A 23,665-nucleotide genomic window follows, 5' to 3' on the forward strand; every position below is an offset into this window, starting at 1 on the left:
ATGAGCAACACGCGTATTGCCTTTATCGGCGCCGGTAACATGGCGGCCAGCCTGATCGGCGGCCTACGGGCCAAGGGCCTGGACGCCGCGCAGATCCGCGCCAGTGACCCGGGCGCCGACACCCGTGCGCGCGTCAGCGCCGAGCACGGTATCGACACCTTTGCCGACAATGCCGAGGCCATCCAAGGCGTCGACGTGATCGTGCTGGCGGTCAAGCCACAAGCCATGAAGGCCGTGTGCGAAAGCCTGCGCCCAAATCTGCAACCGCATCAGTTGGTGGTGTCCATCGCTGCCGGCATAACCTGCGCCAGCATGAAGAAGTGGCTGGGGGCCCAGCCCATCGTACGTTGCATGCCCAACACCCCGGCTCTGCTGCGCCAAGGCGTGAGCGGTTTGTATGCCACTGCCGAGGTCAGCACCGAACAACGTGACCAGGCCCAAGAGCTGCTGTCCGCCGTGGGCATTGCTCTGTGGCTGGATCAGGAACAACAACTGGACGCGGTCACCGCCGTCTCCGGCAGCGGCCCGGCGTACTTCTTCCTGCTGATTGAAGCCATGACCGCCGCCGGCGTGAAACTCGGCCTGCCACGGGAAGTCGCTGAGCAACTGTCCGAGCAGACCGCCTTGGGCGCCGCGAAGATGGCCGTGTCCAGCGATGCCGATGCCGCCGAGCTGCGCCGTCGCGTGACCTCACCAGGCGGCACGACGCAGGCCGCCATTGAATCGTTCCAGGCCGGGGGCTTTGAAGCCCTGGTGGAAAAAGCATTGGGTGCCGCTGCGCACCGATCGGCCGAAATGGCCGAACAACTGGGCAACTAAGGAGCCAATATGATTGGTTTGAACACCGCAGCCGTCTACGTGCTGCAAACCCTCGGCAGCCTCTACCTGCTGATCGTGCTGTTGCGTTTCGTGCTGCAACTGGTACGTGCCAACTTCTACAACCCGCTCTGCCAGTTCATCGTCAAGGCGACCCAGCCGCTGCTCAAGCCGTTGCGCCGGGTGATCCCGAGCCTGTTCGGCCTGGATATGTCGTCGCTGGTACTGGCGATCCTGGTGCAGTTGGCCTTGATGGCGCTGACACTGCTGCTGACGTACGGCACCACCGGCAATTTCATACAGTTGCTGATTTGGGCAATCATCGGCGTGACCGCGCTGTTCCTGAAGATTTTCTTCTTCGCCTTGATCATCAGCGTGATCCTGTCCTGGGTCGCCCCGGGTAGCCACAACCCTGGCGCCGAACTGGTGAACCAGATCTGCGAGCCCGCCCTGGCGCCATTCCGCCGCCTGCTGCCGAACCTGGGCGGCCTGGATATCTCGCCGATCCTGGCGTTCATGGTGCTCAAGCTGCTGGACATGCTGGTGATCAACAACCTGGCCACCATGACCGGGATGCCAGAGATTCTGCGCCTGCTGATCTGACGCAAACAAATGAGGGAGGGGCTTGCTCCCTCCCTCATTTCGAAGCGCGCAGGCCTTTGCTTGCCGCTGGGTGCAGTGGTCTTTAGACTTACGCCTCATTTAAACGAGAGCAGGGTCGATGCCAGCTGCCTTTCCCCCCGATTCTGTTGGTCTGGTCGTGCCCCAAGTGGCGCACTTCAGCGAACCCCTGGCCCTGGCCTGCGGCCGTTCTCTGCCCGCCTACGACCTGATCTACGAAACCTATGGCCAACTGAACGCCACGGCGAGCAACGCCGTGCTGATCTGCCACGCCTTGTCCGGTCATCACCACGCAGCAGGCTTCCATAGTGCCGACGAGCGCAAGCCCGGCTGGTGGGACAGCTGTATAGGTCCCGGCAAGCCCATCGACACCAACAAATTCTTCGTGGTCAGCCTGAACAACCTCGGCGGCTGCAACGGCTCCACTGGCCCCAGCAGTATCAACCCGGAAACCGGCAAGCCGTTCGGCGCCGACTTCCCGGTGCTGACCGTGGAAGACTGGGTACACAGCCAAGCGCGTCTTGCCGATTTGTTGGGCATCAACCAGTGGGCCGCCGTGATCGGTGGCAGCCTGGGCGGGATGCAGGCACTGCAATGGACCATCACCTACCCTGATCGCGTACGCCATTGTCTGGCCATCGCCTCGGCCCCCAAGTTGTCGGCGCAAAACATCGCCTTCAACGAAGTGGCGCGCCAGGCGATCCTCACCGACCCCGAGTTCCACGGCGGTTCGTTCCAGGAAGCGGGCGTGATTCCCAAGCGCGGCTTGATGCTGGCGCGGATGGTCGGGCATATCACCTACCTGTCCGATGACTCCATGGGCGAAAAATTCGGCCGTGGCCTCAAGAGCGAGAAGCTCAACTACGATTTCCACAGCGTCGAATTCCAGGTCGAAAGCTACCTGCGTTATCAGGGCGAGGAGTTCTCCGGGCGTTTCGATGCCAACACCTATCTGCTGATGACCAAGGCCCTGGACTATTTCGACCCGGCGGCCAACCACGACGATGACCTGGCGAAAACCTTCGAAGGCGCCACGGCCAAGTTCTGCGTGATGTCGTTCACCACCGACTGGCGCTTCTCCCCGGCCCGCTCCCGCGAGCTGGTGGATGCACTGATGGCCGCACGCAAAGACGTGTGCTACCTGGAGATCGATGCGCCGCAAGGCCACGACGCCTTCCTGATTCCGATCCCGCGTTACTTGCAGGCGTTCGGCAATTACATGAACCGGATTACAGTGTGAGAACGCCATGAGAGCCGACCTGGAAATCATCCAAGAATGGATCCCCGCCGGCAGCCGCGTGCTTGACCTGGGCTGCGGCGATGGCGAACTGCTGAGCTGGCTGCGCGACAACAAGCAAGTCACCGGCTATGGCCTGGAAAACGACCCGGACAACATCGCCCAGTGCGTGGCCAAGGGCATCAACGTGATCGAGCAGGACTTGGACAAGGGCCTGGGTAACTTTGCCAGCAACAGCTTCGACATCGTGGTGATGACCCAAGCCCTGCAAGCGGTGCACTACCCTGACCGCATCCTCGACGAAATGCTGCGCGTGGGTCGCCAGTGCATCATCACCTTCCCTAACTTCGGCCACTGGCGCTGCCGCTGGTACCTGGCGACCAAGGGTCGCATGCCGGTGTCGGATTTCCTGCCTTACACCTGGTACAACACGCCGAACATCCACTTCTGCACCTTCGAAGACTTCGAAGCGCTGTGTGGCGAGCGTGAAGCCAAAGTGATTAACCGACTTGCCGTCGATCAACAGCACCGTCACGGCTGGGCGAGTAAACTATGGCCCAACCTGTTGGGCGAAATCGGTATCTACCGGGTCAGCAGTCCTGGCCTGACCGACCACAAAATTGCCGTCTAATCATTTTCCAGAGGGGCGCTCATGAGTCGCTTGGCTATTTTTCTACTGACCGCTTGCCTGGGTGCCAACGCCTTGGCAGCCGACGCTATCGACGCAAATCGCAAGAAAGACTTCGGCGATATCACCGTTCACTACAACACCTTCACCTCCAGCTTCCTGCAACCGGAAACCGCCCAGAAAGTCGGCGTGGTACGCAGTAAGGAGAAGGGCTTGATCAATGTGACCGTGATCAAGGGCGTGACCCCCGTGGCCGCACAAGTAACGGGCACCATCAAGGATCTGGGCGGCAAGAGCGAGATCCTCACCTTCAAGCAAATCAACGAAAAAGGCGGGATCAATTATCTCGCGCCCTACGCCGTGACCCAGCGGGAATACAAGACGTTTACCATCAACGTTGAAACCGGCGGCAAAGCCCATAGCTTCCAATTCAACCAGGAACTGTTTCCGGCGGAATGATGAACCTTACCCAGCTCGTACTCGCCAGCCATAACGCCGGCAAACTCAAAGAACTGCAGGCCATGCTCGGCGACTCCGTGCAACTGCGCTCGATTGGCGAGTTCAGCCAGGTCGAGCCGGAAGAGACAGGCCTGTCGTTCGTCGAGAACGCCATCCTCAAGGCGCGCAATGCCGCACGTATCTCGGGCCTTCCGGCGCTGGCGGATGACTCTGGCCTGGCGGTGGATTTTCTCGGCGGAGCCCCTGGTATCTATTCGGCGCGCTACGCCGATGGCAAAGGTGACGCGGCCAACAACGCCAAGTTGCTAGACGCCCTCAAGGACGTGCCGGACGCCGAACGCGGCGCGCAGTTCGTCTGCGTGCTGGCCCTGGTGCGCCATGCGGACGACCCGTTGCCGATCCTTTGCGAAGGCCTGTGGCACGGGCGCATCCTGCATGCGGCCAGCGGTGAGCATGGTTTTGGCTATGACCCGCTGTTCTGGGTGCCAGAGCGCAATGTCTCCAGCGCAGAACTGAGCCCGGCCGACAAGAACCAGATCAGCCACCGCGCCCGCGCAATGGATTTGCTGCGCCAACGCCTGAGCCTGAAATGACCCACGACACCCAGGCGCTGCCGCTGATCCACGGCGGCGCGCAAACACCTCGGGCGGCCTTGCCCGTGCTGCCGCCTCTGGCGCTGTATATCCACATCCCGTGGTGCGTACGTAAATGCCCGTATTGCGACTTCAACTCTCACACCGCAAGCAAAGTGCTGCCGGAAGAAGAGTACGTGGACGCACTGTTGGCCGACCTCGATCAGGACCTGCATGCCGTTTACGGCCGGGAGCTGAGTTCGATCTTCTTCGGCGGTGGCACCCCAAGCCTGTTCAGCGCTGCAGCACTGGGTCGCCTGCTCAAAGGCGTGGAAGCGCGCATCCCGTTTGCCGGCGATATCGAGATCACCCTGGAAGCCAACCCCGGCACGTTCGAACAAGAGAAGTTCGTGGCGTACCGCAAGCTGGGGATCAACCGCCTGTCCATCGGTATCCAGAGCTTCCAGCAGGAAAAACTTCAGGCCCTGGGCCGTATCCACAATGGCGACGAAGCTGTACGCGCTGCCGGGATGGCGCGCCAGGCCGGATTTGATAACTTCAACTTGGACCTGATGCACGGTTTGCCCGATCAGTCCCTGGACGACGCCCTCAGCGACCTGCGCCAGGCCATCGCGCTCAACCCCACGCATTTGTCCTGGTATCAATTGACCCTGGAACCCAACACGGTGTTCTGGAACCAGCCGCCGGCGCTGCCAGAAGACGACACCCTTTGGGACATCCAGGAAGCAGGCCAGGCACTGCTGGCCGAGCACGGTTACGCCCAATACGAAGTGTCAGCCTATGCCCAACCGGGCCGCCCGGCGCGGCATAACCTGAATTACTGGAGCTTCGGCGACTTTATCGGCATCGGCGCCGGCGCCCACGGCAAGCTCAGCCATCCGGACGGGCGCATCGTGCGCACCTGGAAGACCCGCGCGCCAAAGGACTACCTGAACCCAACCAAAAGCTTCCAGGCTGGGGCGAAGGAGCTGACCAATGACGAGCTACCCTTCGAGTTTCTGATGAACGCTCTGCGCCTCACCGACGGCGTCGACGCCAGGCTCTACGCCGAGCGCACGGGCCTCGACCTGGCGAGCCTTGACGAGGCACGTCGCGAGGCAGAACAAAGTGGCTTAATGCAGGTCGAACCGTCACGCCTGGCGGCCACTGATCGCGGGCAACTCTTTCTCAATGACCTGTTGCAGAAGTTTTTGAGCTGACGCTCTAAGGAATTCGAATGGATTTGGTACTCGACCTGCTCGCCACCGTATCCCGCTGGAGCCGCAGCAACCTGTCGGAAATCTCCCTAGCGCTCGTGGGCTGTTTGCTGGTGCTGTTCGGCGCAGATATCAAGGGCTGGGTCGAAGCACGCCTGGGCAGCATCGCCGGCGCCTTGCGGGTCCCGTTGATGGCATTGGTGTGCATGGTCGGCAGCGGCGCTGCATTGATCTACGCCACACCGTGGATTGTGCGGGGCTTGAGCCAGTTCAATAACTACAGCCTGGCGCCGGTGTTGGTGGTGGTACTGGTATTGATTGGCGTCGTCGCCGATCGCCGCTGACCTCAAATCCAACACAAAACAACTGTGGGAGGGGGCTTGCCCCCGATAGCGGTGGATCAGTCACTTTGATGTCGACTGACACTCCGCTATCGGGGGCAAGCCCCCTCCCACATTGAATTGCATTTCAAGTCAGTGGCGAGTTACGCCAGCTTCTCGAACTTCAAATCCCACACCCCATGCCCCAGCCGCTCGCCGCGACGTTCGAACTTGGTGATCGGACGCTCAGCCGGGCGCGGCACGCATTTGCCATCTTCGGCCAGGTTGCGGTAGCCAGGGGCAACGTCCATCACTTCCAGCATGTATTCGGCATACGGCTCCCAGTCGGTGGCCATGTGCAGGATGCCGCCAACCTTGAGCTTGCTGCGCACCAGCTCCGCGAAGGAAGCCTGGACGATGCGGCGTTTGTGGTGGCGGGATTTATGCCATGGGTCCGGGAAGAACAGCATCAGGCGGTCAAGGCTGTTGTCGGCGATGCAACGGTTAAGCACTTCAATCGCGTCGCAGTCGTAGACCCGCAGGTTAGTCAGGCCTTGAGTCAGGACGCCGTTAAGCAGTGCGCCGACACCTGGGCGGTGTACTTCCACGCCAATGAAGTCCTGGTCCGGCCCGGCAGCGGCCATTTCCAGCAGGGAGTGGCCCATGCCGAAGCCGATTTCCAGTGAGCGCGGGGCCGAACGGCCAAACACTTGGTCGTAGTCCACGGGCGCATCGGCCAAGGGCAATACGAACAGCGGCGTGCCCTGCTCCAGACCCTTTTGCTGCCCTTCGGTCATACGACCGGCGCGCATCACAAAGCTCTTGATGCGGCGATGCTTGGACTCGTCGCCTGCTTCTTCCACGGTGTTCGGCGTTTCGTTTGATTCAGTCATCAATGGCTCTTACTTGATCAGACCATCCAGCGGCGAAGAGGCGCTGGCGTAGAGTTTTTTCGGCATGCGCCCGGCGAGGTAAGCCAGGCGGCCTGCGACGATGGCGTGTTTCATGGCTTCGGCCATCATGATCGGTTGCTGAGCATGGGCGATGGCGGAGTTCATCAGCACAGCGTCGCAACCCAGCTCCATGGCGATGGTCGCGTCGGAGGCAGTGCCTACGCCCGCATCCACCAGTACGGGGATCTTGGCTTCTTCGAGGATGATCTGCAGGTTGTACGGATTGCAGATACCCAGGCCGGAACCGATCAGACCGGCCAGCGGCATCACGGCGATGCAGCCGATTTCCGCCAATTGACGGGCGATGATCGGGTCATCACTGGTGTAGACCATCACGTCGAAGCCTTCCTTGACCAGGGTTTCAGCGGCCTTGAGGGTTTCGATCACGTTGGGGAACAGGGTTTTCTGATCGGCCAGCACTTCCAGCTTCACCAGGTTGTGACCATCAAGCAGCTCACGGGCCAGGCGGCAGGTGCGCACGGCTTCAATGGCGTCATAGCAACCGGCTGTGTTCGGTAGGAAGGTGTAGCGATCCGGCGACAGCACTTCGAGCAGATTCGGCTCGCCCTCGATCTGACCGAGGTTGGTGCGGCGTACGGCGAAGGTCACGATTTCAGCGCCCGAGGCTTCGATGGCCAGGCGGGTTTCTTCCATATCGCGGTACTTGCCGGTGCCGACCAGCAAGCGGGACTGGTAGGTACGACCGGCCAGGACGAAGGGCTTGTCGCTACGAACGATGCTCATGGGAAATCCTCGAAATGGGGTGAGGTTCTGCAGAATTCGGGCAGGCGACTAGCCGCCGCCGATGGCGTGGACCACTTCAACCTGATCACCTTCGGTGAGCGCAGTCTCGGCGTGGAGGCTACGCGGAACGATATCCAGGTTGAGCTCCACTGCGACGCGACGCCCGGTCAGGTCCAGACGGGTCAGCAGGGCCGAAACGGTTTCACCGTCGGGCAGTTCAAAGGATTCGCCGTTCAACAGAATGCGCATGCCGCGGGCCGCCATCGTTTTTAGGGGCCAGCATTCTAGCTTGATTGGCGTTGCCGGCCCAAGTCCCTTGGTCAGACGACCTGCAAGCGCCAGGCAAACAAACCGAGGAAGAACCAGCCGAGCAAGAACGCCAGGCCACCGAACGGCGTGATGATGCCGAGCTTGCTGATACCGGTCATGGTCAGCGCGTAGAGGCTGCCGGAAAACAGCAGGATACCGATGACAAACGAGATACCGGCCCAAGTCACCAGGCGGCCGGGAAGATGGGCGGCCAGCAACGCCACGCCGAACAGCGCCAGTGTGTGCACCAGTTGATAGGTGACTCCGGTATGGAAGATCGCCAGGTACTCGGCGCTCAGACGGTTTTTCAGGCCGTGGGCGGCAAACGCGCCCAAGGCCACACCGGTGAAGCCGAAAAACGCGGCCAGCATCAGAAAGCTACGCAGCATAGGGAACTCCAGTCAGACTCATCGGGCAGGGTCTGTATAATGGCCCGCTCAACGGGTTCGGCCAAGCCATCTCTATGCTGCGTCTCCTATTCAAACGCTTTCTCAACGTCGTGAAATGGTTTGCCATCGGCAGTGTTTTGCTGGTGCTGCTGTTTCGTGTCGTCCCGCCGCCCTTCACCGCCCTGATGGTGGAGCGCAAGGTCGAATCCTGGTTCGACGGCGAACCCATTGACCTGCAGCGCACCTGGGTGCCGTGGGACGAGATCTCCGATGAGCTCAAAGTGGCGGTGATGGCCGGTGAAGACCAGCGTTTCCCGCAGCATTGGGGCTTTGATTTCGGCGCGATCCAGGCGGCGATCCTGCACAACGAGCGCGGCGGTTCGATTCGCGGCGCCAGTACGTTGAGTCAGCAGGTGTCGAAGAATCTGTTCCTGTGGGCTGGCCGCAGTTATTTGCGCAAAGGGCTGGAGGCCTGGTTTACCGGGTTGATCGAGGTGCTGTGGCCCAAGCAACGGATTCTTGAGGTGTACCTCAATAGCGTGGAATGGGATGAAGGCGTATTCGGCGCGGAGGCGGCGGCACGGCATCACTTCGGCGTAAGCGCCAAGGGCTTGTCCCGGCAGCAGGCCAGCTATTTAGCGGCGGTGTTGCCTAACCCACGGGTATGGAGTGCCAGCCACCCGACCGCTTATGTGGCGCGGCGGGCGGCGTGGATTCGCCAGCAGATGAGCCAGCTAGGCGGAGATGGTTATCTGGTGGAACTGAACAACTCGCGCAAAGCGCCTTGGTCCGACTGATACAACACAAAAAAATGTGGGAGGACGCTTGCTCCCGATAGCGTTGGATCAGTCATTTTGATGTCGACTGACACTCTGCTATCGGGGGCAAGCCCCCTCCCACATTTTTAAGCGGCGCTTTTAAGCGGCGATCGACAACTTCAGCTTGTTCATCGCGCTTTTCTCAAGCTGACGAATTCGCTCGGCCGACACGTTGTACTTCTGCGCCAAGTCGTGCAGCGTGGCTTTTTCTTCCGCCAGCCAGCGCTGGTAGAGGATGTCACGACTGCGGTCGTCCAACACTTCCAGCGCTTCGTGCAGGTTGTGGTTGGAATTGTCGCTCCAGTCGGCGTCTTCCAGTTGACGAGCCGGGTCGTACCGGTGGTCTTCCAGATAGTTGGCCGGCGATTGGAAGGCGCTGTCGTCGTCAGCTTCCGCGGCCGGATCGAAGGCCATGTCATGGCCGGTCAGGCGACTTTCCATTTCGCGCACTTCACGGGGCTCCACACCGAGGCTTTCGGCCACGCGGTGGACTTCCTCGTTGTTCAGCCACGCCAGGCGTTTCTTCTGGCTACGCAGGTTGAAGAACAGCTTGCGCTGGGCCTTGGTGGTCGCGACTTTCACAATGCGCCAGTTGCGCAGGATGAACTCGTGGATTTCCGCCTTGATCCAGTGCACGGCAAACGACACCAGGCGCACGCCCATCTCAGGGTTGAAGCGCTTTACAGCCTTCATCAGGCCGACGTTGCCTTCCTGAATCAGGTCAGCCTGGGCCAACCCGTAGCCGCTATAGCTACGGGCGATATGTACGACAAAACGCAGGTGGGCGAGCACCATCTGCCGAGCCGCCCCCAAATCCTGCTCATAGTAGAGACTCTCGGCCAGTTCACGCTCCTGCTCGGGCGTCAGCAATGGAATGCTGTTGACCGTGTGCACATAGGCTTCCAGGTTCGCACCAGGGACCAAGGCATAAGCAGGTTGCAAAGAAGTGGTCATACGAAAAAACCTCCGACTCACATAACTCGTGCAGTTCAGCACTGCGAAAATTGACCGGGAACCGTAGGACAAGTTCCCTAAACCACTGATACGGTCAATACAAACGAAACCACATTAATCTGACATTAACTACTTCGGTGCCAGCTCACGTAAATGCCGTGCGACCGCAATCCAGGCACCGATATAACCCAACAATACCGCGCCAAGCAAGAGTGACAGACCATCGGCCACCGGTACCCCGGCCAGGGCAAAATCACTGCCGTACAAGCCGGCAAGCCCAACGACTGCGTCGTTCAGCCAGTTCAGGCCGAACGCCAGCACGCCCCAGGACAAAATCCCCGCACCCAGGCCATAAAGCGCGCCCATGTACAGAAAAGGCCGACGCACATAGCTGTCCGTGCCGCCGACCAGTTTAATCACTTCTATCTCGATGCGACGGTTTTCAATATGAAGACGAATGGTATTACCTATCACCAAAAGTAATGCAGACACCAACAGCACCGTCAGGCCGAACACAAAACGGTCGCCAAGCTTGAGGATCGCCGCCAGGCGCTCTACCCAGACTAGATCAAGTTGCGCCTGTTGCACCTTCGGCATCTCTGCGAGTTTTTGCCGCAGGGCTTCAAGGGCCGGCTTGTCGACTTCATTCGGGGTCACCAGCACCACGCCGGGCAGTGGGTTCTGCGGCAGCTCTTTAAGCGCCTCGCCCAGGCCGGACTGCTGTTGGAACTCCTCAAGGGCCTGGTCGCGGCTAACGTACTCGGCGTCCGCGACGCCCGGCATATTCTTGATATCGTCCCGTAGCGCTTCGCCTTCCTTGGTACTGGCATCCAGGTTCAAGTACAGCGAAATCTGCGCCGCACGCTGCCAGGAACCGCCCAAACGCTCCACATTATTAAGCAGCAGCGACAAGCCCATTGGCAGGCTCAAGGCCACAGCCATCACCAGGCAGGTGAAAAAGCTGCCGATCGGCTGTTTGCCCAGACGGCGCAAGCTGTCCAGCAGGCTGGCGCGGTGGCTTTCGATCCAGGCGCGCAGCAAGGTGCTGAAGTCCGGGCCGTCGTCATCGTCGTGTTTTTTCTTTTTCGGTTGCGGGTCGGCCGGTTTTGGCGCAACGCGCTCGGAAACCTTAGGGCTACGTGTGGCACTCATACGCCAGCCTCCCCGTCACCGATCAGGCGACCGCGCTGCAGGGTCAGCATGCGGTGGCGCATGCGGGCGATCAACGCCAGGTCGTGGCTGGCGATCAATACGCTGGTGCCCAGGCGGTTGATGTCTTCGAACACCCCCATGATCTCGGCCGCCAGACGCGGGTCGAGGTTACCGGTAGGTTCGTCCGCCAGCAGCAAGGCCGGGCGATGGACGATGGCGCGGGCGATGCCGACGCGCTGCTGCTGACCAGTCGAGAGGTCGCCGGGGTAGAGGTCGGTCTTGTCCGACAGCGCCACGCGCTCCAGGGCCGAATCCACACGCTTGACGATTTCGGCCTTGGACAACCCAAGAATCTGCAGCGGTAGCGCAATGTTGTTGAACACCGTGCGATCGAACAGCAACTGGTGGTTCTGGAACACTACGCCGATCTGGCGGCGCAGGAACGGGATCTGCGCATTACTGATGGTGGCCAGGTCCTGGCCGGCGAGCAGCAACTTGCCGGTAGTCGGGCGTTCCATGGCCAGCAGCAGGCGCAACAGCGTACTTTTGCCGGCCCCCGAGTGACCGGTGACAAACAAGAACTCGCCGCGACGCACTCGAAAGCTCAGCTCATGCAAGCCGACATGCCCGTTGGCATAGCGTTTACCGACCTGTTCGAATCGAATCATGAACGCTCCCGCTCGGCAAACAGTGCCTGTACAAAGGGTTCGGCCTCAAAGGTGCGCAGGTCGTCGATGCCTTCACCGACGCCGATATAACGAATCGGCAACCCGAACTGCTTGGCCAAGGCGAAGATCACACCGCCTTTGGCCGTGCCGTCGAGCTTAGTCAACGCCAGGCCGGTCAGTTGGACCGTCTGGTTGAATTGTTTGGCCTGGCTGATAGCGTTCTGGCCGGTACCAGCGTCCAGCACCAGCAGCACTTCGTGCGGCGCGTCAGCGTCGAGCTTGCCGATAACGCGGCGGACTTTCTTCAGCTCTTCCATCAGGTTGTCTTTGGTGTGCAGACGACCAGCGGTATCCGCGATCAGCACATCGATGTTACGAGCCTTGGCGGCTTGCACGGCGTCGAAGATCACCGAGGCGGAATCGGCACCCGTGTGCTGGGCGATGACCGGAATCTTGTTGCGCTCACCCCAGACCTGCAATTGCTCAACGGCGGCGGCGCGGAAGGTGTCACCGGCAGCGAGCATGACTTTCTTGCCTTCCGATTGCAGTTTCTTGGCCAGTTTGCCGATGGTGGTGGTCTTGCCGGCGCCGTTGACGCCCACTACCAGGATCACGAACGGCTTGTTCGGAGTGATCACCAGCGGCGCTTCCACGGGTTTGAGCATCGCAGCCAGTTCGGCCTGCAAGGATTTGTAGAGCGCATCGGCATCGGTCAGCTGCTTGCGCGCGACCTTTTGGGTCAGGCTCTGGATGATCACCGCGGTGGCTTCGACGCCCACGTCGGCGGTCAGCAGACGGGTTTCAATGTCTTCCAGCAGTTCGTCATCGATGACCTTCTTGCCCAGGAACAGGCTGGCCATGCCTTCGCCGATGCTGGCGCTGGTCTTGCTCAGGCCTTGCTTGAGACGAGCGAAGAAGCCGGTCTTGCTTGTTTCGGTGGGTGGGGCGATCGGCTCTGGCTCGACAACCTCGATAACTTGGGCAGGCTCAGCGGCCACAACAGGCGCAGGAACCGGGACCTCCACGGCGAGTGGCGCTTCGGCCACCACCTCGACCGGCTCAACCACCGCAGGAATCGGCGGGACCACGTGCTCAGCCTGTATGTCTTCGACCAACGCCACGGGCTCTTCGGCCACTGGCAACTCAGGCCACGGCTTGTGCTCAGGCTCAGGCTCGGCCTCAACCACTGGCTGCAACACCGGCTCAGCCATCGGCAACACCACCGGCGCAGGCACTTCGGCAACCGGCTCGGCTTCTACTATAGGTTCGGGGATCGGCTCAGCTTGAACCTGTGGCTGTTCGACAACGGTTTCCTGCGGCTTTTTGCGCAGCCATCCGAACAGGCCTTTCTTCTCGCCAGCCGCAGCTGGGGTCTTCTTGTCGTCGTTGGAACCAAACATGGAGACGGCTATCTCAAGGTAGCGAAGTGCCAGAGCGGCACGTCGGTAAATAAAATTCGATGCGTAACAGACTGTTTTTTAGCCAGCTCGTTCATGCGCAACATTTTGTAAGGCCTAAATAGGGCCTCAACAAGACTGCCGCAGTGGCCGTCCGTATATTCGACCAGTATCCTAGCACCTCCTCGCCCGCTGACGCTAAGACCAAGCGGGCAGCCCAACAGGTTTAAAAACGAATGAATGCTCTAGCCCGCCGCGCCGCAGGCCTGCTGTTCAGCACAGTTTGTCTGCCTCTTACAGCCTTGGCTGCCGACCCACAACCCACCCATGAATTCACCCTGGACAACGGCCTCAAGGTCGTCGTGCGCGAAGATCATCGCGCCCCTGTGGTGGTTTCCCAGGTTTGGTACAAAGTGGGTTCGAGCTACGAAACCCCGGGCCAGACTGGTTTGTCCCACGCCTTGGAACACATGATGTTCAAGGGCAGCGCCAAAGTCGGCCCCGGCGAAGCCTCGCTGATCCTGCGCGACCTGGGTGCCGAAGAAAACGCGTTCACCAGCGATGACTACACCGCTTATTACCAAGTCCTGGCCCGTGACCGCCTGGGCGTGGCCTTCGAACTTGAAGCCGACCGCATGGCAAGCCTGCGTCTACCGGCCGACGAGTTCAGCCGCGAAATCGAGGTTATTAAAGAAGAACGTCGCCTGCGCACCGACGACAACCCGATGTCCAAGGCCTACGAGCGCTTCAAGGCCATGGCCTTCCCGGCCAGCGGCTACCACACGCCGACCATCGGCTGGATGGCCGATCTGGACCGCATGAAGGTCGAAGAACTGCGCCACTGGTACCAATCCTGGTACGTGCCGAACAACGCCACCCTGGTGGTAGTCGGCGACGTAACTCCGGACGAGGTGAAAAACCTGGCCCAACGCTACTTTGGCCCGATCCCCAAGCGTGACGTACCGCCCGCGAAGATCCCGATGGAGCTGGCCGAACCCGGCGAGCGCCTGCTGACGATGCACGTGCAGACCCAATTGCCGAGCGTGATGCTCGGTTTCAACGTTCCTGGCCTGGCGACTGCCGAAGATAAACGCTCGGTGCAAGCCCTGCGCCTGATTTCGGCCCTGTTGGATGGCGGCTACAGTGCGCGCATCTCGGAGCAGTTGGAACGCGGTGAAGAGCTGGTTTCGGCAGCCTCCACCAATTACGACGCTTATACCCGCGGCGACACCCTGTTCATGCTGTCGGCCACCCCAAACCAGCAGAAGAAAAAGACCGTTGCCCAAGCCGAAGCCGGCCTGTGGCGACTGCTCGAAGAACTCAAAGCCAAGCCGCCAACCGCCGAAGAACTGGAACGCATCCGCGCTCAGGTCATCGCCGGCCTGGTCTATCAGCGTGACTCCATCACCAGCCAGGCCACGGCCATCGGCTCCCTGGAAACTGTCGGCCTGTCCTGGAAGCTGATGGACAGCGAACTCGCCGACCTGCAAAGCGTGACGCCTGAAGATATCCAGAAGGCCGCGCGTACTTATTTCACCCGCGAGCGTCTGAGCGTCGCCCATGTTCTGCCTGAGGAGACTGCTCATGAGTGATCGCAAAAGCCTGATCCTGCCTGGCCTGATCGCCGTTACCCTGATCGCGGCGAGCGCCGTGTATTTCCTGCGCCCAAGTGAATCGGTCGCGAGCCCGGCGCTTGAAAAAGCCCAGTCAGCCAACAAACTGCAATCCTTGGCGGAGTTGGACGGCAAGGCACCCACCAACCGCAAGCTCGACGTGCAAACCTGGACCACCGCCGAAGGCGCCAAGGTGCTGTTTGTTGAGGCGCATGAACTGCCGATGTTCGACATGCGCATCCTGTTCGCCGCCGGCAGCAGCCAGGATGGCGATGTGCAGGGCCTGGCGTTGATGACAAACGCCATGCTCAACGAAGGCATACCGGGCAAGGACGTCAGCCAGATCGCCAGTGGTTTTGAAGGCCTGGGCGCCGACTTCGGCAATGGCGCTTACCGCGACATGGCACTGGTATCCCTACGCAGCCTGAGTGCCAGCGATAAACGCGACGCCGCCCTGGCGCTGTTTGACGACGTGATCGGCAAGCCGACCTTTCCGGCCGACTCCCTGGCCCGCATCAAGAATCAGATCCTCGCCGGCTTCGAATATCAGAAGCAAAACCCCGGCAAACTCGCCAGCCTGGAGCTGTTCAAGCGCTTGTACGGCGATCACCCTTATGCGCACCCGAGCGAAGGCACACCTGAAAGCGTGCCGAAAATTAACCTGGCGCAGTTGCAGGCGTTCCACGCCAAGGCGTACGCCGCCGGTAATGCGGTGATTGCGGTGGTAGGCGACCTGACCCGCGCCGAAGCTGAAGCCATGACCGCAAAGGTGTCCGCATCGCTGCCTAAAGGCCCGGCCCTGGCGAAGATTGCCCAGCCGACTGAACCAAAGGCCGGCCTGAGCCATATCGAGTTCCCATCCAAGCAGACGCACTTGCTGTTCGCCCAACTCGGCATCGACCGCGCCGACCCGGACTACGCGGCCTTGTCCCTGGGTAACCAGATCCTCGGCGGCGGTGGTTTCGGCACCCGTTTGATGAGCGAAGTACGTGAAAAGCGTGGCCTGACCTACGGTGTTTACTCCGGTTTCTCACCGATGCAGGTACGCGGTCCGTTCATGATCAACCTGCAGACACGCGCCGAAATGAGTGGCGGCACCCTGCGCCTGGTCGAAGACGTCGTGGCCGATTACCTCAAGAACGGTCCGACGCAAAAAGAGCTGGATGACGCCAAGCGCGAGCTGGCCGGCAGCTTCCCGCTGTCTACCGCCAGCAACGCCGATATCGTCGGTCAGCTGGGCGCCATGGGTTTCTACAACCTGCCGCTGAGCTATCTGGAAGATTTCATGAAACAATCCCAGGCCCTGACCGTAGAGCAGGTCAAGGCTGCAATGAATAAACACTTGAGCGCCGATAAGATGGTCATCGTGACCGCCGGCCCGACGATTGCGCAAAAGCCACTACCGCCCCCCACTGATAAACCCGCCGAGCAGCCGCTCGGGGTTCCGGAGCATTAATGGCCAGTTCATCTCGCCCGAAAAAACCTGTCCACAACGTACACAACGGTGTGGGCCAACTGCGCATCATTGGCGGTGAATGGGGCAGCCGCAAGCTGAGCTTCCCCGATGTCGTGGGCCTGCGCCCAACGCCGGATCGCGTGCGTGAAACCCTGTTCAACTGGCTCGCGCCGTATATCGCGGGCGCTAAGGTCTTGGACCCGTTCGCCGGCAGTGGCGCACTGTTCCTGGAGGCGTTGTCCCGTGGCGCGTCTCAGGCACAGGCGCTGGATGCCAGCAATGTGGCGGTCTCCAGCCTCAAGGAACACCTGGGCACCCTGCGTTGCACCAATGGCCAGGTACAAACTGCCGATGCTCTGCGCTACCTGGAAACCCAGGCGGCCAGCGAGTACGACGTAGTGTTCCTCGACCCGCCGTTCAACCAGAACCTCTTGCCGACCGTGTGTACGCTGCTGGAAGAACGCCAATGGCTGGCGCCCGACGCTTGGATCTACACTGAAAGCGAGACTGCGCCATCTTCCTTGGGACTGCCGGGCGCGTGGCGACTGCACCGGGAGCAGAAATCCGGGCGGGTGTATTACGCGTTGTGGCATCGGTTGGTCGAGAACTGAGAGTAATCCAGCTTTTGTGGTGAGCGGGCTTGCCCCGCGCGGGGCTGCGGAGCAGCCCCAATAAAAACACCGCGCACCATCAGCTAGAACTCGGTCGCTTGGTCTGGGGCCGCTCCGCAGCCCCGCGCGGGGCAAGCCCGCTCACCACAGAAGCCTGCTCACCACAGCAAACGCGCTTGCCACAGAGATCTGCATGACCCCTTCCTCTGAAAAATTCACCCCCGCCTTCGGCCTCGGCAACCCTCACCTGCAAACCCTGTGGGGGCCGCTGTGGCGCCCTACCACCCATATCGAACGCCAACGCGAACGCCTGTGGCTGGAAGACGGCGACTTTCTCGACCTCGACTGGCATGGCCCGCATGACGCGCAGGCGCCGTTGGTGCTGGTGCTGCATGGGCTGACCGGCTCGTCCAATTCCCCCTATGTAGCCGGCCTGCAAAAAGTCCTCGCAGCGCAAGGCTGGGCCAGTGCGGCCTTGAACTGGCGTGGTTGCTCGGGCGAGCCCAACCTGTTGGCCCGCAGCTATCACTCGGGCGCCAGCGAAGACCTGGCCGCCGCCATTGCGCATCTACGCGCCAAGCGGCCGCTGGCGCCGCTGTATGCGGTGGGTTATTCGCTGGGTGGCAATGTGCTGCTTAAGCACCTGGGGGAAACCGGCGAGGCATCCGGGCTGCAAGGCGCGGCGGCGGTGTCGGTGCCGTTTCGCCTGGACCAGTGTGCGGACCGCATCGGGATAGGCTTCTCGCGCGTTTACCAGAAGCACTTCATGCGCGAGATGCTCGCGTATATCCGCGTCAAGCAGCGTCAGTTTTTGCAGGATGGTCGGGAGGACGGGTTGAAAACCCTGGAAGCGCTCGGCTCACTGGAGAAGATGCGCACCTTCTGGGACTTCGATGGCCGGGTCACCGCGCCGCTGCACGGGTTCTTGAGTGCCGAGGACTATTACCGCCGCGCGTCGAGTCGCTACTACCTGGGTGCTATACGCACGCCGACGTTGATTATCCAAGCTGCCGACGACCCGTTCGTATTCGCCCACAGCTTGCCCGAGGCCAGCGAGCTGTCGGCGTGCACCGAGTTTGAGCTGACGGCCAAAGGTGGGCACGTGGGCTTCGTCGATGGCTCACTGAAACGCCCCAGCTACTACCTGGAGCGGCGCATTCCCCAATGGTTACTGTCAAAACACGGTTAAACATGTGGGAGGGGGCTCGCCCCCGATTGCGGTGGAACAGTCAATAATGTGTCGACTGATACTCCGTAATCGAGGACAAGCCCCCTCCCACATTTGGATTGGGTTTACACGACCGGTAAATCAGTCGCCAGTCGCAATTGCCCGCGCAGGATCGGTAATCCACTCGCTCCACGACCCCGCATACAACTTGCCCAACGGATAACCCGCCAGACTCAGGGCGAACAGGTTGTGGCAGGCCGTCACACCCGAGCCGCAGTACGCCACCAGATCTTCCGGCGAGCGGCCTTGCAACTGCGCGGCGAAGCGTTGCCTGAGTTGGTCGGCCGGCAGGAAACGTCCATCGCTGCCCAGGTTTTCGTTGAACGCCGCACATTGCGCACCGGGGATATGCCCGGCAATCGGATCAATAGGTTCAACGTCACCGCGAAAACGCGCTTGGGCACGGGCATCGATCAAGGTCAGGCCGGGTTGGCCCAAGCGTTTTTGCAGGTGTTCGGCGTCCAGCAACAGATGATTGTCCGGCGTACCCGCGAAGGTGCCAGGCTCTGTCACCGGCGCGTCCAGGCTCAACGGGAAACCAGCTACATGCCAGGCCTTGAGGCCTCCATCCAGGATAAACACGCCATCGCGCTTGCCCAGCCAGGCCAGCAGCCACCAGGCGCGGGCGGCAAATGCGCCGGGGCCGTCGTCATAGAGCACCACGTCGGTAGTGGCATGGATGCCCCAGGCCCGCAATTGCTCGGCAAAAGTGTCCGCCGCCGGCAATGGGTGGCGGCCGGTCACACCCTTGATTACCGGGCCGCTGAGATGGCGTTCCAGGTCGGCATATTGCGCGCCGTCGATATGCCCTTCGGCGTAGCTGCAAAGTCCGTAATCCGGGTCTTCCAAGGCAAAACGACAGTCCAGGATCACCAGCCCGGTCGACTTCTGGCGCTCGGCCAATTGCTGGGGACTGATCAGTTGGGCAAGCGGCATGACGAACTCCTACGAATGCAGTGGGAAAGGCCTACTTCACTTCTTCCAGTGCCTGGTTCAGCGGCACGTAAAACTCTTTGAACAGCGCATCCACGTCCTCTTTCGCCTGAGGCGTGACAAAACCGGCCTCCAGCACCAGCACCTGATACACCCCGCGCTTGATGGCTTCGGCACTCAAATGGGCAGAATTTTCATTGGTGGTGCACAGAAAACGCACCCACGAGGTGAGGATGATCCAGGCGTTGAGGGTCAATGCTTCGGTTTGAACAGGGTCCATATTGAGGATGCCAGCGTCGACGAACCCCCGGTAGATCGCATTGCCTTGGGTCAGGCAACGCTGGGAAAAGCGCCGATAACCGGTGGCGAGCTCGGGATCGCTCTCCAGCAGATGTTCAAGGTCGCGATGCAGGAAGCGATAGCGCCACATCCCGGCCAGCAGGGCCTGCAGGTAGAAACGTTTGTCTTGAACCGTCGCGGCGCGCCCCTGTGGCGGACGCAGAAAGCTGTCTACCAGCGCTTCGTATTCACGGAACAGCACGGCGATGATCGCCTGCTTGTTGGGGAAGTGGTAGTACAGGTTGCCCGGCGAAATTTCCATATGGGCGGCGATATGGTTGGTGCTGATACTGCGCTCACCCTGCTGGTTAAAAAGCTCCAGGCTGGTTTGCACAATGCGCTCGCTGGTCTTTACTCGTGGTGCCATAGGGGAATCAGCTTCTATACACGTGATGGCGCATCTTACGACCTATCCTTGCCAGGATAAATCTGCATGTTGCCGCAATGTTATTTGACAATTTAGAGCAATGACTCTAAAAATCCAGGCAGACCAATAACAATCGGTGCTGCGCCATGTCTGCCAACGTTGCCTACCTGCAAGATTCCCAGGTGCTGGATCAGCTCCAGGGCCTGTTCGACGCTCAACGTCGCGCCTACGCCGCCAACCCCATGCCGCCGGCAGCACAACGCCAGCAATGGCTCAAGGCCCTGCGCGACCTGCTCAGCGACGAGCGTCAGGCGCTGATCAACGCAATCAGCCAGGACTTCAGCCACCGCAGCGCCGACGAGACCCTTTTCGCCGAATTGATGCCAAGCCTGCATGGCATTCACTACGCCAGCAAACACCTCAAAGGTTGGATGAAACCTTCCCGCCGTGCTGTAGGCATTGCCTTTCAACCGGCCTCAGCCAAGGTCATTTACCAACCGCTGGGCGTGGTCGGGGTGATCGTGCCGTGGAACTACCCGCTGTACCTGGCCATTGGGCCGTTGGTCGGCGCGTTGGCGGCAGGTAACCGGGTGATGCTCAAGCTCAGCGAGTCCACTCCCGCCACCGGCGAACTACTCAAAACCCTGTTGGCGAAAATCTTCCCCGAGGATCTGGTGTGCGTGGTGTTGGGGGAAGCCGACGTGGGCATGGCGTTTTCCAAGCTGCGCTTCGACCACCTGCTGTTCACCGGCGCCACCAGTATCGGCAAACACGTGATGCGCGCAGCGGCCGAGCACCTCACGCCGGTCACCCTGGAGCTGGGCGGCAAGTCGCCAGCCATCGTTTCCGCCGATGTACCGCTCAAGGACGCCGCCGAACGCATCGCCTTCGGCAAAGCCTTGAATGCCGGGCAAACCTGTGTGGCGCCGGATTACGTGCTGGTGCCGGAAGACCGTGTCGAGGGCTTCGTCGAGGCTTACAGCAAAGCCGTTCGCGGATTTTATCCGACCCTGGCAGACAACCCGGACTACACCGCAATCATCAATGAACGGCAATTGGCTCGGCTCAATAGCTACGTCAAGGACGCCACCGATAAAGGCGCGACGCTGATTCCGCTGTACGAGCAAGGCCAGGCGCGCCGCATGGCCCACATCCTGCTGCTGGATGTCAGCGACGAAATGACTGTGATGCAGGACGAGATCTTCGGCCCAGTGCTGCCGATCGTGCCGTATCGCGGTATCGACCAGGCGTTTGCCTACATCAACCAACGCCCTCGCCCGCTTGCTCTGTATTACTTCGGCTACGACAAGGGCGAACAGAACAGAGTGCTGCACGAGACCCATTCCGGCGGCGTTTGCCTGAACGACACCCTGCTGCACGTGGCCCAGGACGACATGCCATTTGGCGGCATCGGCCCTTCGGGCATGGGCCATTACCACGGGCATGAAGGTTTCCTGACCTTCAGCAAGGCTAAGGGTGTGCTGGTGAAGCAGCGCCTGAACGCCGCTAAGTTGATCTACCCGCCTTATGGCAAGGCTATTCAGAAGTTGATCCAGAAGCTGTTCGTTCGCTGACACCGCCACCTACGGGATAACAATAACAATGAACCCTAGCCTGACTGATTCACCCGCGCTGTCGCGGCGCGGCGTCTTGAAAATAGGCCTGTGCGCCAGCGCCTTCCTCGCCACCGCCGGGCTTGGCGCCAGCCTCAGCGGCTGTTCCAGCAGCACACCGGCCAGCGGCTTTGCCCTGTTGCGCAGCAGCGATCTGCCGTTTTTACGCGCGGTTATTCCGGTATTGCTGGAAGGTGTAGCCAGCGCCCAGGAGGTGGCCAACGGCGTCGAAGACACTCTGAAAAAACTCGATTTCAGCCTGCAGCGCCTGTCGCCCGAGATGTTCAAGCTCACCCAGCAGCTGTTCGACGTATTGGGCATGGCCATCACCCGAGGTCCGTTGACCGGTATCTGGGGCAGTTGGGAGAACGCCAGCACAGAGCAGATCCACAACTTCCTGCACCGCTGGGAAAACAGCTACCTGAACCTGCTGCGCATGGGCCAGGGCTCATTGCTCAAGCTGGTGATCATGGCCTGGTACTTCCAGCCCGCATCCTGGGCCCATTGCGGCTATCCCGGCCCGCCGAAGATCTGATCCGCATCCCCCCAACAATAAAAACAAGAGACGATCCTGATGCCCGTACCCGATCTGTTCCGCGAAGGCCTGGCCCGTGGCTGGAAAACCCACAACGGCGCCGCCCTCGACAATGACCTGACGCTGGAAGCCGACATCGCCATCATCGGCAGCGGCGCCGGTGGCGGCACCACGGCCGAGATCCTCAGCGCTGCCGGCTATAAAGTGCTGCTGATCGAGGAAGGCCCACTCAAGACCAGCAGCGATTTCAAGTTGCTGGAGGACGAGGCCTACACCAGCCTGTATCAGGAAGGCATCGGCCGCATGAGCAAGGACGGCGCGATTACTATCCTGCAGGGTCGGGCAGTGGGCGGCACCACGTTGATCAACTGGACCTCCAGCTTCCGCACCCCGGACGCCACCCTCTCTCACTGGGCCAGTGAATACGCGGTCAAAGGCCACAGCAGCGCCGAGATGGCGCCGTGGTTCGAAAAAATGGAACAACGCCTGGGCATCGCGCCTTGGGCCATGCCGCCGAACGCCAACAATGACGTGATCCGCAAAGGCTGCGAAAAACTTGGCTACAGCTGGCATGTGATCCCGCGCAATGTGCGTGGCTGTTTCAACCTGGGCTATTGCGGCATGGGTTGCCCGGTCAATGCCAAGCAATCGATGCTGGTGACCACCATACCGTCCACCCTGGAGAAAGGCGGCGAGTTGCTCTACCTGGCCCGCGCCGAACACCTCAAATACAGCGGCGACACCATCAGCAGCCTGGAATGCGTGGCCATGGATGAGCGCTGCGTATCGCCGACCGGGCGCAAGATCACAGTCAAGGCAAAACACTACGTGCTGTCGGGCGGCGGTATCAACAGCCCGGCGTTGCTGATGCGCTCGGACGCACCCGACCCGCACTCGCGCTTGGGCAAGCGCACCTTTTTGCACCTTGTGAATTTCTCCGCCGGGTTGTTCGACGAGGTGATCAACCCATTCTACGGTGCACCGCAGTCGATCTACTCCGATCACTTCCAATGGCAGGACGGCACGACCGGCAAAATGTCCTACAAGCTGGAAGCGCCGCCCTTACACCCAGGATTGGCCAGCACGCTGTTCGGCGGCTACGGCACCGGGAATGCGCTGGACATGAGCCAATTGCCGAATACTCACGCCATGCTCGCCCTTTTGCGCGACGGTTTTCACCCCGACAGCCCTGGTGGAACGGTAGATTTGCGCGGCGACGGCACTCCCGTTCTCGATTATCAGGTTTCACCCTACGCCTGGGACGGCCTGCGCCGGGCCTTTCACAGCATGGCCGAAATTCAGTTTGCAGCGGGCGCCAAGTCGGTCAAGCCGCTGCATCACGATGCGCGTTACGTAAACACCTTGGCGCAAGCCCGCGAACTGATTGACGGTTTGAACCTGGAACTGCATCGCACGACCCTGGGCAGCGCCCATGTGATGGGCGGTTGCGCGATGGGTGAAGACCCGAAAAACGCCGTGGCCGACAGCCTGGGTCGCCATCACCAATTACGTAATCTGTCGATCCACGATGGCTCGTTATTCCCCACCAGCATTGGGGCCAACCCCCAATTGTCGGTGTACGGATTGACCGCCCAACTGGCCACAGCATTGGCCGAACGTCTGAAAACAGCATGAAAAAACGCTCGATCAGCGGCATGTATCTACATAAGTCGACTTGGCCGACCGGGATGGCTGCGATACCATCCGGTTCCCCAA

26 protein-coding genes are annotated in these 23,665 nt (G+C 60.7%); 16 read left to right on the forward strand and 10 right to left on the reverse strand.

The window, feature by feature from the left end; all coding sequences use genetic code 11:
* The 8 genes from proC to CKW32_RS12895 all read left to right on the forward strand — a co-directional run bounded on the left by proC (position 1) and on the right by CKW32_RS12895 (position 5,894).
* Positions 1-819: a pyrroline-5-carboxylate reductase gene (proC, locus tag CKW32_RS12860; RefSeq protein ID WP_032884136.1), complete on the forward strand. Its 819-nt coding sequence runs from the start codon at positions 1-3 to the stop codon at positions 817-819.
* A 9-nt stretch (positions 820-828) separates the two neighbouring features.
* Positions 829-1,419 carry a YggT family protein gene (locus tag CKW32_RS12865; RefSeq protein WP_032884137.1) on the forward strand — a complete coding sequence of 197 codons (591 nt, stop codon included), beginning with the start codon at positions 829-831 and terminating at the stop codon, positions 1,417-1,419.
* A gap of 118 nt (positions 1,420-1,537) precedes the next feature.
* A complete protein-coding gene (locus CKW32_RS12870; protein WP_095185132.1) occupies positions 1,538-2,677 on the forward strand; it encodes a homoserine O-acetyltransferase in 1,140 nt (379 codons plus the stop codon).
* Between the two features lie 7 nt (positions 2,678-2,684).
* A complete protein-coding gene (gene metW, locus CKW32_RS12875) occupies positions 2,685-3,305 on the forward strand; it encodes a methionine biosynthesis protein MetW (RefSeq protein ID WP_010207236.1) in 621 nt (206 codons plus the stop codon).
* A 21-nt stretch (positions 3,306-3,326) separates the two neighbouring features.
* Positions 3,327-3,761 (forward strand): DUF4426 domain-containing protein, encoded by a 435-nt coding sequence (locus tag CKW32_RS12880; protein WP_032884139.1) that lies wholly within the window; start codon positions 3,327-3,329, stop codon positions 3,759-3,761.
* Positions 3,758-4,354, forward strand: coding sequence for an RdgB/HAM1 family non-canonical purine NTP pyrophosphatase (gene rdgB / locus CKW32_RS12885; protein WP_025859581.1), 597 nt, complete (start codon positions 3,758-3,760; stop codon positions 4,352-4,354). The genes CKW32_RS12880 and rdgB overlap by 4 nt, the downstream gene beginning before the upstream one ends.
* Positions 4,351-5,553 carry a radical SAM family heme chaperone HemW gene (gene hemW / locus CKW32_RS12890; RefSeq protein ID WP_095185133.1) on the forward strand — a complete coding sequence of 401 codons (1,203 nt, stop codon included), beginning with the start codon at positions 4,351-4,353 and terminating at the stop codon, positions 5,551-5,553. The genes rdgB and hemW overlap by 4 nt, the downstream gene beginning before the upstream one ends.
* 17 nt (positions 5,554-5,570) lie before the next feature.
* Positions 5,571-5,894 carry a DUF3392 domain-containing protein gene (locus tag CKW32_RS12895; RefSeq protein WP_032884141.1) on the forward strand — a complete coding sequence of 108 codons (324 nt, stop codon included), beginning with the start codon at positions 5,571-5,573 and terminating at the stop codon, positions 5,892-5,894.
* Positions 5,895-6,034: 140 nt separating this feature from the next.
* Here CKW32_RS12895 and trmB read toward each other — a convergent pair whose 3' ends face one another.
* The 4 genes from trmB to CKW32_RS12915 all read right to left on the reverse strand — a co-directional run bounded on the left by trmB (position 6,035) and on the right by CKW32_RS12915 (position 8,265).
* Positions 6,035-6,763, reverse strand: a complete 729-nt coding sequence (gene trmB / locus CKW32_RS12900; RefSeq protein WP_095185134.1) for a tRNA (guanosine(46)-N7)-methyltransferase TrmB — start codon at positions 6,761-6,763, stop codon at positions 6,035-6,037.
* Positions 6,764-6,772: 9 nt separating this feature from the next.
* Entirely contained in the window at positions 6,773-7,567 is a 795-nt protein-coding gene (locus tag CKW32_RS12905; RefSeq protein WP_032884143.1) for a thiazole synthase, read from the reverse strand.
* 48 nt (positions 7,568-7,615) lie between these two features.
* Positions 7,616-7,816: a sulfur carrier protein ThiS gene (gene thiS / locus CKW32_RS12910; protein WP_032884144.1), complete on the reverse strand. Its 201-nt coding sequence runs from the start codon at positions 7,814-7,816 to the stop codon at positions 7,616-7,618.
* 71 nt (positions 7,817-7,887) lie between these two features.
* Complete coding sequence (locus tag CKW32_RS12915) at positions 7,888-8,265, reverse strand: DUF423 domain-containing protein (RefSeq protein WP_032884146.1); 378 nt, start codon at positions 8,263-8,265, stop codon at positions 7,888-7,890.
* 74 nt (positions 8,266-8,339) lie between these two features.
* Between CKW32_RS12915 and mtgA the strand changes: the two genes are divergently transcribed.
* Positions 8,340-9,062 carry a monofunctional biosynthetic peptidoglycan transglycosylase gene (mtgA, locus tag CKW32_RS12920; RefSeq protein ID WP_032884148.1) on the forward strand — a complete coding sequence of 241 codons (723 nt, stop codon included), beginning with the start codon at positions 8,340-8,342 and terminating at the stop codon, positions 9,060-9,062.
* A gap of 120 nt (positions 9,063-9,182) precedes the next feature.
* Here the strand turns inward: mtgA and rpoH are convergent, their stop codons facing one another.
* The 4 genes from rpoH to ftsY all read right to left on the reverse strand — a co-directional run bounded on the left by rpoH (position 9,183) and on the right by ftsY (position 13,257).
* Entirely contained in the window at positions 9,183-10,037 is an 855-nt protein-coding gene (rpoH, locus tag CKW32_RS12925; RefSeq protein ID WP_003176698.1) for an RNA polymerase sigma factor RpoH, read from the reverse strand.
* Between the two features lie 129 nt (positions 10,038-10,166).
* A complete protein-coding gene (gene ftsX / locus CKW32_RS12930; RefSeq protein ID WP_032884149.1) occupies positions 10,167-11,189 on the reverse strand; it encodes a permease-like cell division protein FtsX in 1,023 nt (340 codons plus the stop codon).
* Positions 11,186-11,857: a cell division ATP-binding protein FtsE gene (ftsE, locus tag CKW32_RS12935; protein ID WP_003213784.1), complete on the reverse strand. Its 672-nt coding sequence runs from the start codon at positions 11,855-11,857 to the stop codon at positions 11,186-11,188. The genes ftsX and ftsE overlap by 4 nt, the downstream gene beginning before the upstream one ends.
* Positions 11,854-13,257: a signal recognition particle-docking protein FtsY gene (gene ftsY, locus CKW32_RS12940; RefSeq protein WP_095185135.1), complete on the reverse strand. Its 1,404-nt coding sequence runs from the start codon at positions 13,255-13,257 to the stop codon at positions 11,854-11,856. Before ftsY ends, ftsE begins: the two co-directional genes overlap by 4 nt.
* Positions 13,258-13,490: 233 nt before the next feature.
* On the opposite strand from ftsY, the gene CKW32_RS12945 reads away from it, so the two are divergent.
* The 4 genes from CKW32_RS12945 (at position 13,491) to CKW32_RS12960 (ending at position 18,123) form a co-directional block, all read left to right on the forward strand.
* Complete coding sequence (locus CKW32_RS12945; protein WP_032884151.1) at positions 13,491-14,846, forward strand: pitrilysin family protein; 1,356 nt, start codon at positions 13,491-13,493, stop codon at positions 14,844-14,846.
* Positions 14,839-16,323: a pitrilysin family protein gene (locus tag CKW32_RS12950; protein WP_095185136.1), complete on the forward strand. Its 1,485-nt coding sequence runs from the start codon at positions 14,839-14,841 to the stop codon at positions 16,321-16,323. Before CKW32_RS12945 ends, CKW32_RS12950 begins: the two co-directional genes overlap by 8 nt.
* Positions 16,323-16,934 carry a 16S rRNA (guanine(966)-N(2))-methyltransferase RsmD gene (gene rsmD, locus CKW32_RS12955; RefSeq protein WP_032884156.1) on the forward strand — a complete coding sequence of 204 codons (612 nt, stop codon included), beginning with the start codon at positions 16,323-16,325 and terminating at the stop codon, positions 16,932-16,934. The genes CKW32_RS12950 and rsmD overlap by 1 nt, the downstream gene beginning before the upstream one ends.
* Before the next feature lie 193 nt (positions 16,935-17,127).
* Positions 17,128-18,123, forward strand: a complete 996-nt coding sequence (locus CKW32_RS12960) for a hydrolase (RefSeq protein ID WP_032884157.1) — start codon at positions 17,128-17,130, stop codon at positions 18,121-18,123.
* Positions 18,124-18,243: 120 nt separating this feature from the next.
* On the opposite strand, the gene CKW32_RS12965 is transcribed toward CKW32_RS12960, so the two are convergent.
* Positions 18,244-19,098, reverse strand: a complete 855-nt coding sequence (locus CKW32_RS12965) for a sulfurtransferase (protein ID WP_095185137.1) — start codon at positions 19,096-19,098, stop codon at positions 18,244-18,246.
* A gap of 31 nt (positions 19,099-19,129) precedes the next feature.
* A complete protein-coding gene (locus CKW32_RS12970; RefSeq protein ID WP_095185138.1) occupies positions 19,130-19,801 on the reverse strand; it encodes a TetR/AcrR family transcriptional regulator in 672 nt (223 codons plus the stop codon).
* 146 nt (positions 19,802-19,947) lie between these two features.
* On the opposite strand from CKW32_RS12970, the gene CKW32_RS12975 reads away from it, so the two are divergent.
* Genes CKW32_RS12975 through CKW32_RS12985 form a run of 3 tightly spaced genes read left to right on the forward strand, consistent with a single transcriptional unit; the run spans position 19,948 to position 23,584 of the window.
* The gene (locus CKW32_RS12975) at positions 19,948-21,375 is read left to right on the forward strand and encodes a coniferyl aldehyde dehydrogenase (RefSeq protein ID WP_095185139.1); all 1,428 of its coding nucleotides are present in this window, start codon (positions 19,948-19,950) and stop codon (positions 21,373-21,375) included.
* Positions 21,376-21,403: 28 nt separating this feature from the next.
* Positions 21,404-21,949 carry a twin-arginine translocation pathway signal protein gene (locus CKW32_RS12980; RefSeq protein ID WP_095185140.1) on the forward strand — a complete coding sequence of 182 codons (546 nt, stop codon included), beginning with the start codon at positions 21,404-21,406 and terminating at the stop codon, positions 21,947-21,949.
* Positions 21,950-21,988: 39 nt separating this feature from the next.
* Positions 21,989-23,584 carry a GMC family oxidoreductase gene (locus CKW32_RS12985; RefSeq protein WP_095185141.1) on the forward strand — a complete coding sequence of 532 codons (1,596 nt, stop codon included), beginning with the start codon at positions 21,989-21,991 and terminating at the stop codon, positions 23,582-23,584.
* The last annotated feature ends 81 nt before the right edge of the window (positions 23,585-23,665 follow it).

The organism is Pseudomonas sp. Irchel 3H9 (genome assembly GCF_900187495.1).
Classification (GTDB): Bacteria; Pseudomonadota; Gammaproteobacteria; order Pseudomonadales; family Pseudomonadaceae; genus Aquipseudomonas; species Aquipseudomonas sivasensis.